Here is a 9,722-nt window from a genome sequence, read left to right on the forward strand (position 1 = left end):
GATCAAGCGGCAGATGTACGGCCGAGCCTCGTTCCACGTCCTGAGAGCCCGCATCCTCATCGAGTCGTAGTCATCACGGAACTGCGGTCACAGCCGTTTTCAAAGATCCCCATCAGTCCTGTACGTACGCGCCGCGACCGCCAATCCCGTGTGGACGATCCAGCGGCTGATCCACGCCACCCAAACGCCGGACAGAGAGAAAGGCCCCGAACCGTTCGGCGAGAACGAGCCGGACGGCCGGATCTGGTGTGCCCGGGGCGAGGTCCCCCACGAAGAAGGCGACACCGTACCCGCCACCTACTGCTACTGGGCCGGCCAACTCTCCGAAGGCGCGGTCATCCTTCCCCACGAGACAGACCTCAACACAGCCGCCGCGACGACCCGCACCTTCCGCGAAGCCCTCGCTACCGGCGGCAAACCTCCCGCACCTCAGGCATAGACCACAACCTGCGGATCAGGCCGCACCAACCCCCAGCCACATACCAACAACCAGTGAAACTGCACAGCACTCAACCAACCTGCGCAATCACGCCCTGACCGACAGACACCACAGGTCAGAGAACTGACGAGCCCAGATCCCGCGCAGATACATCACGCGAACACAGCAACTGACCCGCTCAGCCAACCTGCACAACCCCAGGTCAGAAGCATGACAACTACTCAGATCCACTGACCAGTGACATCTGTGAAGCTGCGAAGTCCCTGGTGGGCCCTGCGTCGGGCCGCAGGGTTCAATTTGCTCCTGCTTCCCGTCCCGGGCTACAGGGATAGCTCCAACGGCTCACACCCCGGCCAACACAGCCCCAATACCTGCCAAACGCCGGCCATCACGGACAGCTCTCCCCTGGCTCGATCCGCCACGGCCCCTGCCCTACCTCGCAGCCCCGCGAGCAAGACACGGCCCCTGCGACGGTGTCGGGACCATCCCTCACCCGGCCCGGCCGGGCACACCCGTCCTCGACGGCCACGGCGAGCTCGCCAACCGCCTCCACACCCTCGCCCACCCCCTCCACGCGGCAGCCCTCACCACCACCCTGCTCACCGGAGCCAGCCCCACCCACCTCGCGCTGATCCGCGGCATCGACATCCACGCCCACGGCACCCACGTCAAAATTCACGACCCCCACACCCACCGCCACTGCCGCGTGCACGCCCTGCCCACCTGGGCCCAAACCCTCATCAGCGCAGCACACCACCACCATCACGACACCCGCCCACCAGACAGCCCCCTCCACCCCCTCATCACCACCCGCAACGCCGCCACCCTCACCGAACACGCCACCGCCATCCGCATCCACCTACCCCACTGACACCCCACCGGCCCGAGGCTCAGCAGTATGGGCAGGTGCGCGGGGCCTCCATGTGCCAGGAAGCGCGCCGAAGTTGTCAGCCGAGTTGAGGCAGACCAGCGACGCTCAGGCACGACCAGGCGTGCCAGGCCGCTGGCCTTTACTGCCGGGACTTGGCTGAGACTGTGAGAGCTGCGGATCTCTCGAAAGCCCGGGCATCCGCTTCTCGGGATCGTCCCAGTACGCCTGCTGACGGCCCTGAGGACAGCCGTAGACTCGCGCGCCATGGAAGAGATTTTCAGGCTTGGAGAGATCAGCTGCCCGTCGGGCACTCTGGTCGTCGTTGACGGAGGGCAGCTGGGGACGTGGAGCGGAGAACGGTCGCCGGCGGAGATCGATCCTGCGCTGCTTGGTGTCGACGATCCCGCGATGGCTGCCGAAGTACGCGGCTCAGTTGACTTTGCCGTGGTCGGCCCGGACGCCTGGGCAGCGGCCCGCACCTTCGACCGGCAGCCAGGGGCCATGCTCCACGACATACCCCCCTCCCGGGCAGCGATGCTTGAGTCGATGTTCGACGAGCACTGCCGGAGCACACGGCTGGACGCCCGCTTGGCCGCGTTGCCGAGCCGCGAACCACATGCCCAACGCGCACGCCGTACCGCCGCTCAAGGCGGCGGCGGCTTCCTGATGTTCGGAGTGCCCGTCGTCGCAGTGGGCGGAGTACCCACCGATCGTCACCTGCCGGTTCTGGCTTCACGGGTCGACCACGGCGAGGGCGTCGGACCGCGCTGGTCTGAGATATCGGTTCGAATGAGCGAAGCCCCGACGCAGTCATCCGTGCGCCTGGGTGAGGTCGGCATCGACTGGGCCCGCGTGCTCTTCGGCGACACGGACGCCCTCAACTCCTGGCAGCACGACGAGCCCGTGGACGGCCTGGCCGACGTCGCGTTCTGGGGTGCTGCCGCAGAGGAAGCCGCCGCGAAGTTTTCGGCACCGAAACTGGGCGAACCCGGCGAAGACCGAGTCCACGGATGGGCTGGGCTGCCCGTGGCGGAAGCCTGGGACAAGGCACGCGCTGTGCAGAGCTGGAAGGAGAAGACCGGGCGGCGCATGATGGTCGACTTCCGGCCCCATTCACATCACTGGCAGATCATGCGACAGGTTCGCGCCTCTGCAGTCGAGGCCGGAACCGTGGACCTCGGCGACGCCCGACTACTCTGCGCGATGACCAGCTGGGGCGACGGCTACTTCCCCGTGTTCGCCGACCTGGACGCCTCAGGCGCCACGGTCGCAGTGAGAGTGAGCTTCCCCGACACCACCGAGTAGCGGACTCCCCCGTGACGGCATGGGACACGAGAGAACACTGACTGGCGACGCTGGACCACGCCAACCCGATCTGCACCAAAACGACCAGCGCAAACGCCAGACATGACAGCACCACATCGGCACCCCATGTCAGCACCAAACACCCACACCCACCAGCGGAAACAGCACCCAGACCACTGACAAAAACCTGCCGAAACCCACCGACAAAAACCTGCAGATCATCAGCAGGCGCTACTTGAGTCTGGAGGTGGCAATCATGAACTACGTCCTGCTGGAAGCGAAGAATGCCCCGGGTTTCTTCTTGCGTCACCAGAACTTCGAGGGTGAACTGAACCAGATCCAGCCGTCATTTGGCCAGGACTTCCAGTTCGAGCTAATTGAAGTCGAATACGGAGGTGGGGTTACGTGTACCGGTTGAAGTCGCGTAACTATCCGCAGAGAAGATTCCGGCACAAGAACTACCGGCTGCTCCTAGAGGAGCGTACACAAGACTCCGCTGGACGCAAGCAGTTCGATCAAGATTCTATCTTCTTCAAGATTGATAGGGGGGACGGGGCTTTCGCCCTCAGGTCTGAGAATTTCCCGACCCACTATATTCGCCATGTCGACTTCCATCTTTTCATACAAGAAAGGAACCCGAATGATGCACTCTGGCTAGAGGGTTCAACCTGGCTTCCCAGGGACCCGAAGGACCCTAGCCTGTGATCGGCGGGCTGTGCCGGGCTGGCGGCCAATTGAGGTGCTGCTCGCTTCGGGCCGCACTCGTCTCCGTGCCCGCAGTCGTCACGCCCCCCTGAGCACCTCTGGGGCGGCCTCGCAAAGGGAAAGTCCCAAGAGGTCCGGCCAGGCGCTCAGGAGGGCATACGCAGCTGGACAGGGCTACCGCTGACTGCTCCGCGGTCGGCTGCGAGCAGTCAGCCGGCCACCGTCACCCGGCCAAGGGACCCCCGTCGTCGTTACCCAGCAGCGCCTGACCGAGCCTGCGACGCAGCACGACGAGCTTGGGAGCCCAGAACTCCCGGACAAGCCCTGTCAGCCGCTTCCCGAGCGGCGGCCCGACCACCAGGACGACGAGTCCAACCAGCAGACCCAACCAGCCGGGGTGCCCCTCGGCCCACGTCAGGGCCACCTCGATGATGCTGTTCAACTTGATCTCCACGATGGTGAACGGGTGCCCGGCGCCCGTCCGGAGATCAGGCAGTCAGCACCCAGAAGGAACTGGGAACGGGGAGGTGAAGACCAAGTTGAGGCCCTCGCGGGACCTCGGGAGACGCCATCCCGATGACACCGCACGGGGAACAGGACACCGGCGGCACATGATCGGTGAACTCGTACGACGGCGACAGCAGAACCTGGATGAACGCCAAGAGCACGGCCCGCCAAGCGGCCACCATGTCGGCCATCTCGGCCAGCGCCGCGTAGTACGCGAGCTGGTACTGATAGAAGCTGCCGCCGTCTTCTTCCGCCTCGGTGAACTCGCCGAACACACCCGTAGACGAGCGCGGAACAGGCCACGGAGGGCCCGCTGGCCGCGGGAACCCAGCAGCCAGCACGTACGCGCCAAAGACTTCCACAGGCTCGGGCTGACCGTCCGCAGGGCGCTGACTTTCGGAGGCCCCCCAGATATCATCTAGCCGCTCCGGCGAAGGAATTTCACCAAAAGCCTCGCTTACCAGATCCGCAAAAGCGTCTGTGCTGCCACCGCCGAAGCCGTTATGCAAGAGCTCCGCAGGAAGAGCATCTGCTTTGAAAGCGTGCTTTGCCGCGGCATCCAACTGAGACCGCAGAAGCACTTCGAGCGAACTCAGGCGAGACTGGCCATCCCACAGTCTGCCAATGAGGGGGCGAAGCATATTCGCTTCAGAGTTTCCCTCAACCACCAACGTAATTCGTGGTGGTGTGGGTGAGCATTTCTGGAAGTAAAAAACGTCCGGTCCGGCGGAAAAGTCCTTCGGAGACACAGCACGGACAGGTAACCCCCACGCCCTGTTCCTCTGCTTGCCCGTCTCCATGCCGCCAAGCGTACAGGCATACAAGCAGGGCCCGTTGCCTGTTTCAAAGGCTGGCTGCGGCTACGGGACGTCGCCCCGCCAGAGGAACCGGCCGACGCCGCCGGAGCCCGGTCCGGCCGGCTCGTAGCCGGACCGGCCGCCGGGCCCGAACGCCCCCTGATCCGACATCAGCAACGCCCCGTCCACCACCTCTTGCGGAGGCCAACCGGTGACGTCGAGCAGCAGCCCGTCCAGCGGGCCGCCGACCAGCGCGACGTAGTCGTGGCCCGGCTGCGGGCCGGGGGCAGGATCGTCCAGCCCCGCCCCGTACACCTGCCGGTCCCACCACGCAGCATCCATGCCCTCAGCCTCGCACCGCGGGGCCGACGCCGGGGGGATGCCCGGTCCGGCCCCGCAGGGGTGAAGGGGGCATCTACCGGCCGCCCATGTGGAACAGGGGCGAAGCCAGGGCCACCAGTTCCTTCGCGAGCTGCTCACTGCTGGTCGCGGCGGCCCGCAGCTACGCCGCGGCCTCGGCCACGGCGGGCCCGGCATCCTGGCCGGTGTCCATCACCACCCGCTCCCGCGCCCCCAGCAGCTCGATGACGGCCGCCGCCTGGTCCAAGGCCTGCGGAAGCCGCCCCACCAGCTCCTTCAACGCCTCGGATCGATCCGCGACCAACGGCGCGGGCCGGGGCAGCCGATCGCTCAGCCGTCCACGACTGCCTACGAGGCGGCTCAGTTCGGGGTCGGCGGCCGGTCGCCCTCGGAGCCGAGGGCGGCCAGGGAGGGGTCCGCCCGCAGGTTCGCCAGGGCCTGGGCGTAAGCGGCTGAGGACTCAAGTACCTCCGCCAGCTCCTGGCCGCCGTACCCCTCGGCGCAAGGCCGGCACAGCCCGGCACCGGGCAGCGTGTGGGCGGCCGCGCAGCCAGTGCACATGTAGTGCCCGCAGCTCTCGCAGAACGGGTCTGCGTCGTACTCCTCGGCCGGGGACAGCCCGGGGCAGTCGGTCACAGCGTGCACGGTAGCGCGGGCCGGCACCAGATGCTGGCGGCCCGCGCCGGGGGCCGTCGGCACGGCACCTCCCAGGGCCCCGGGGCTCTCCTGTACAAGACGCAGGCGAGCCCCGGGGGGATAAGCGGGCGGCGTGTGGGCTACCCGCGGAGGTTCGGTGCTGCACGGTCCGTGAGCCCGTCCAGGACACCGAGTGCGCCCTCCCACGGGTACGCCTCGACCTTCCCGTGCTTCGGGGCGTGCGGGATGAACCCTCCGGCGTGGCCCTGGCCGTCATCGAGGAGATAGCGGACTCCGGCCTTGCGCAGCGTGGCCACAGCGGGGGCAAGGGCGGGGTGCTGTGCCTGTGCCGAGTTGATGTAGGGGAGCGCGACCACGGGCAAGGGGAGGCCGAGGGCTTCGGTGATCAGCCCGAGAGCGAGCGTGTCGGCGTGGCCCGCCGCCCACTTGGTCGTCGTGTTGAGGGTCACGGGCGCGACGAGGAGCGCGTCCGGCGAGGGCAGGACGTCGCGCTGCGAGGGGAGCTTGTAGGTGTGCCGGACGGGGTGGCCGGTGAGCTCGCGCAGCTGGTCCAGCTCAGCGTCGCCTCCGGCTTCTTCAACGGACCAGCGGTGTGCGGCGGGGGTCAGGACGAGGGCAACGTCCCAGCCTCGGGCCTGGGCGGCGCGGATGCCGATGGCGACGTGGCGGGCGGGCGGGGCGGCACAGGAGATCACATACAGGGTCTTGGTCACCCAGGCAGTCCACAGCGCCCGGCGAGCGCCCGCAACCTCCCCTCGGCGGACCCGACGCCGAGGAGGCGCAGATCCTCGACCAGTTGGTGTGTCCGCGGCCGTCTGCGCACCTCTTCCTGCGCCTCCTCCTCGGCGTCCAGGAGGGCGGTCACCGCGTCCTCGCGGGATCCCGCCTGCATGTGTGCGTGGGCAAGGTCGGTCAGCAGGTGGGCGCGTCGCTCGCGGGGCAGATCGGCGCGGGCTTCGGCGGTGATCGCCTTCGCGACGTCCACGGCGGCCGCGCCCTCGTAGAGCCGCACGTGAGCGGCTACCCGGTACAGCTCGACGTTGGTCCGGCCGAACGCGGTGAACAGGCAGTTCATCCCGTCGCGGCCGAGGCGCCCGGCGTGCTCGGCGGCTTCGTCCAGGAGGGCGGGCACCGCGCGGGCGGCCGCGGCCGCCCGGCGGTCGTCCAGAGCTGCGGCGCTCGCCTGCGCCATCGCCGCCTTGAGGTAGAGCATCCCAAGGACGCTCAGGCCGGCCGGGCCGCAGTCGGCAAGGTCGGGGCCGAGGCGGTCCGCTGCGGTGACCGCGAACTCCGCCGCCGCGTGGGGCTGTCCGTCGGCCGTCATCGCGTCGGCAAGGTGGCGGGCGGCGCTCGCCATGACGACCGGGTCACCCGAGCGCTCGGCGGCGATGACCGCGCGGTGCCCGGCCAGGGAAGCGAGCGTGGCGTCCCCGGCCTTGATGGCGACGGCCTCGGTCAGCTGGAGCGTCATCGACAGCGACCGGTACGCCGTCAGCCGGTCGTCCCCGTCGCAGGCAGCGGCGGCCCGCGTCGCGTCGGTCAACAGCTCGGGAACCAGCCGGCCGAGGGAGGCGAACGCCGCGCTCGACTGGAACCGCTCCCAGCCGTAGTGGACACGGCGGCGCAGCGCCTCGACGTCCAGCGGCTCGCAGGTGTCGGCGGGCAGGCCAGTGATCACGTCGTACCTCTGAAGGGCCGTGCGGATGAGATCCATCTCGGTCGCGTCCACCTCGGCGGCGGGGGCGTCCGCGAGCAACTCGGCCAGGTCCACCGACAGAACCCGGGCGGCCGACTCCAGTACCGACAGCCGCGGGTCGGACTGCCGTACGCCGGCCTCCAGGTCCTGGACCCACCGCCGGGACTTCCCCATCAGGGCGCCAAACTGGCTTTGGGTGAGGCGGCGCCGTTCCCGCCAGTAGCCGATGTTCCGTCCGATCCGCCGGCTGTCCATCAGCACCGCTCCCAAGCCCCGGACAGTGCACGCACCGTGCGTGCCTACTCCTGGTTGCACTCCCCTTACGGTCCGGGCATGGCCAACTCCCCAGACAGCGCCCCGGCGCGCGTCGAACAGCTCTACGACTGGAAGGACGACATCTATCCAGGCAACTCCACGCTCGCCTCCTACGAAGCGGGCGCGGCGGAACGGAACTTCGCGGAACTCAAGAAGGCCCTTGCCGCCTGCCGGACCTTCGAAGTCGAGAACTGGACGGGCAAGCGCACGGTGTCGATCACGGTGGAAGCACCCCCGCCGTTCGGGGACGAGGCGGTGACCCTGCGGGAGCACGTCCCCCTCCCGGACGGACCTGCCGCCGACAAGCAGGTGACCGTCGTACGGGCCGGAAACACGATCGCGACCTTCACGCGGCTCGACATCGGACGAAGCTCCTCCTTCCCCGCCGGCCTGATCGAGCGCCAGGTCGGCCGCCTCAACAACGTCCAGCAGAACGCCGTCTCCGCTGACGGAGCCGCCCGGGGCGAAGGAACAACTGGATGAACCTGCGCCCGGCACGCCGGGAGCGCCCGGGCCCGCGATGCCCAACATTGCGGCGTCCTCGGGTGCGGGCCGGCACGGGCTCCTTCTCCGGCGAGATCCACAGTGCTCATGTGTGCGCTTTGTCGAAGGCGGGAAAACCGGCATGCCTTCGGGACTCGTCGATGGTGATCAGGCCGGCGAGCCACTCCTCGGCTCCGGGGCACACCACGCCGCGGTGCTGCGGTCGGTCTGGCCTCCCCGGGTCGCCCGGGGGGCTCCCCCGAGCGTGGTCCCTGTTCGAGTGACTTGGCGGCGGACACCGTGAGTGATCGCCGTAGCGCGGTACTCCCTCCCTGTGAACACTTCACCTGAAGCCGCGCCTGTGCGCGGTCCGCTGGACGATCGCACCGGCTACGACGAGGCCTTCCTGGGCGAGGTCGTGCCCCTGCCCATGCCCGGCGACGGCATCCCGACGATCGTTCTGCCGTACACCCACTTCACGGTGGTCCACCGCCCCGACCGCCGCCTCGCGGCCTCCACCGCCGTCTGCATCGACGGCTCGAAGCTGGTAGACGTGGACCGGGAGGACGACTGGAACCTCGACCCGCGGATCCCGGCAAACCAGCAGGCCGGCCAGGCAATCTACGCCGACAACGACCTGGACAGGGGACATCTGGTACGCCGGCTGGACCCCGTGTGGGGCACAGCCACCGAGGCCGGCAAAGCCAACACCGACACGTTCCACTTCACCAACGCGGCCCCGCAGCAGAACACGTTCAACCAAGGCAAAAAGCTGTGGCTGGGGCTGGAGAACTTCCTCCTCGACCACGCGGCCAAGTTCGACCGGAAGTTGAGCGTGTTCACCGGACCGGTGCTGCACGAATCGGACCCGCCCTACCGCGGCATCCAGGTACCGCTGCGGTTCTGGAAGGTGGCAGCCTTCATGCAGGATGGCAACCTCGCCTCCACGGCATACATCCTCGACCAGAGCCCCGACCTCAGCCGCGACCGCGAGCGGGCCATGGCAGGGGCCCAGGCCGGCCCACCACCACTGGGCCCCTTCCGCACCTTCCAGGTGCCAGTAGCGGACATCGGCACGGTGACCGGCCTCAACCTCGGCCCCCTCCCCGACGCGGACCTGATGCCCCCGGTCCGCGACCCCCAGGACCGCTGGCACCGCCTGGAAAGCTACGACGACATCATGATGGGAACCTGACTGCGGAACCCACGGCCGTCCACGTCCACGGCAACCGGAACAAGATCGGAGCAGCGCGAGGCGGTAAGCCGTCCGGCAACCGGCTCCGCCGCCGCCGGAATGGCTGATCAAGCCGGATCGGCACCAGCCAGTCCGCCGTCCGCGTCCACGTCGGCTGCTGCTGCTGCTGGGACAGCCGTACCCGGTGCAAGCCGGCGTCGGCCGACGCCGCCCGGCGGGCCCTAGGAATTGTCCGGCCGATCATGTGCGAAGCCAGATGATGACGGCGGCGGCCGTGGCCGTGCCGAGGTAGACGTAGCCGCGCTTGTCGTAGCGGGTGGCCACCGCCCGGTGCTGTTTGAGCCGGTTGATGGCCCTCTCAACGGTGTTGCGCTTCTTGTAGCGGTCTTCGT

13 protein-coding genes and 1 pseudogene are annotated in these 9,722 nt (G+C 68.3%); 6 read left to right on the forward strand and 8 right to left on the reverse strand.

From position 1 onward, the window contains the following. Window positions 1-148 precede the first annotated feature (148 nt). The 4 genes from ACZ518_RS39135 to ACZ518_RS39150 all read left to right on the forward strand — a co-directional run bounded on the left by ACZ518_RS39135 (window position 149) and on the right by ACZ518_RS39150 (window position 3,320). Window positions 149-439: a hypothetical protein gene (locus tag ACZ518_RS39135; protein WP_469117798.1), complete on the forward strand. Its 291-nt coding sequence runs from the start codon at window positions 149-151 to the stop codon at window positions 437-439. A 1,135-nt stretch (window positions 440-1,574) separates the two neighbouring features. Then, window positions 1,575-2,615, forward strand: a complete 1,041-nt coding sequence (locus ACZ518_RS39140; RefSeq protein ID WP_469117799.1) for a hypothetical protein — start codon at window positions 1,575-1,577, stop codon at window positions 2,613-2,615. Between the two features lie 256 nt (window positions 2,616-2,871). After that, window positions 2,872-3,033, forward strand: a complete 162-nt coding sequence (locus tag ACZ518_RS39145; RefSeq protein ID WP_469117800.1) for a hypothetical protein — start codon at window positions 2,872-2,874, stop codon at window positions 3,031-3,033. Next, window positions 3,021-3,320 carry an AbfB domain-containing protein gene (locus ACZ518_RS39150; protein ID WP_469117801.1) on the forward strand — a complete coding sequence of 100 codons (300 nt, stop codon included), beginning with the start codon at window positions 3,021-3,023 and terminating at the stop codon, window positions 3,318-3,320. The genes ACZ518_RS39145 and ACZ518_RS39150 overlap by 13 nt, the downstream gene beginning before the upstream one ends. A 223-nt stretch (window positions 3,321-3,543) precedes the next feature. On the opposite strand, the gene ACZ518_RS39155 is transcribed toward ACZ518_RS39150, so the two are convergent. From ACZ518_RS39155 to ACZ518_RS39185, 7 genes are all read right to left on the reverse strand, one after another. After that, window positions 3,544-3,774 carry a hypothetical protein gene (locus ACZ518_RS39155; RefSeq protein ID WP_469117802.1) on the reverse strand — a complete coding sequence of 77 codons (231 nt, stop codon included), beginning with the start codon at window positions 3,772-3,774 and terminating at the stop codon, window positions 3,544-3,546. 34 nt (window positions 3,775-3,808) lie between these two features. Continuing rightward, on the reverse strand, window positions 3,809-4,627 hold the full coding sequence (locus ACZ518_RS39160) for a hypothetical protein (protein WP_469117803.1): 819 nt from the start codon (window positions 4,625-4,627) through the stop codon (window positions 3,809-3,811). Between the two features lie 60 nt (window positions 4,628-4,687). Next, window positions 4,688-4,966 (reverse strand): hypothetical protein, encoded by a 279-nt coding sequence (locus ACZ518_RS39165; RefSeq protein ID WP_469117804.1) that lies wholly within the window; start codon window positions 4,964-4,966, stop codon window positions 4,688-4,690. Between the two features lie 160 nt (window positions 4,967-5,126). Further along, window positions 5,127-5,252 carry a hypothetical protein gene (locus tag ACZ518_RS39170; protein WP_469117805.1) on the reverse strand — a complete coding sequence of 42 codons (126 nt, stop codon included), beginning with the start codon at window positions 5,250-5,252 and terminating at the stop codon, window positions 5,127-5,129. A 92-nt stretch (window positions 5,253-5,344) separates the two neighbouring features. Next, window positions 5,345-5,620 (reverse strand): hypothetical protein, encoded by a 276-nt coding sequence (locus tag ACZ518_RS39175; RefSeq protein WP_469117806.1) that lies wholly within the window; start codon window positions 5,618-5,620, stop codon window positions 5,345-5,347. A 140-nt stretch (window positions 5,621-5,760) separates the two neighbouring features. Then, on the reverse strand, window positions 5,761-6,354 hold the full coding sequence (locus tag ACZ518_RS39180) for a flavoprotein (protein ID WP_469117807.1): 594 nt from the start codon (window positions 6,352-6,354) through the stop codon (window positions 5,761-5,763). Beyond that, the gene (locus ACZ518_RS39185) at window positions 6,351-7,592 is read right to left on the reverse strand and encodes a helix-turn-helix domain-containing protein (RefSeq protein ID WP_469117808.1); all 1,242 of its coding nucleotides are present in this window, start codon (window positions 7,590-7,592) and stop codon (window positions 6,351-6,353) included. Before ACZ518_RS39185 ends, ACZ518_RS39180 begins: the two co-directional genes overlap by 4 nt. A gap of 78 nt (window positions 7,593-7,670) precedes the next feature. Between ACZ518_RS39185 and ACZ518_RS39190 the strand changes: the two genes are divergently transcribed. Next, the gene (locus ACZ518_RS39190) at window positions 7,671-8,135 is read left to right on the forward strand and encodes a hypothetical protein (RefSeq protein WP_469117809.1); all 465 of its coding nucleotides are present in this window, start codon (window positions 7,671-7,673) and stop codon (window positions 8,133-8,135) included. Window positions 8,136-8,469: 334 nt separating this feature from the next. After that, the gene (locus tag ACZ518_RS39195) at window positions 8,470-9,330 is read left to right on the forward strand and encodes a DNA/RNA non-specific endonuclease (RefSeq protein ID WP_469117810.1); all 861 of its coding nucleotides are present in this window, start codon (window positions 8,470-8,472) and stop codon (window positions 9,328-9,330) included. Between the two features lie 240 nt (window positions 9,331-9,570). On the opposite strand, the pseudogene ACZ518_RS39200 reads toward ACZ518_RS39195, so the two are convergent. Further along, window positions 9,571-9,722 (reverse strand): annotated as a pseudogene (locus ACZ518_RS39200) (IS5/IS1182 family transposase); the annotation flags it as partial.

Source organism: Streptomyces sp. NPDC033966, assembly GCF_055575955.1.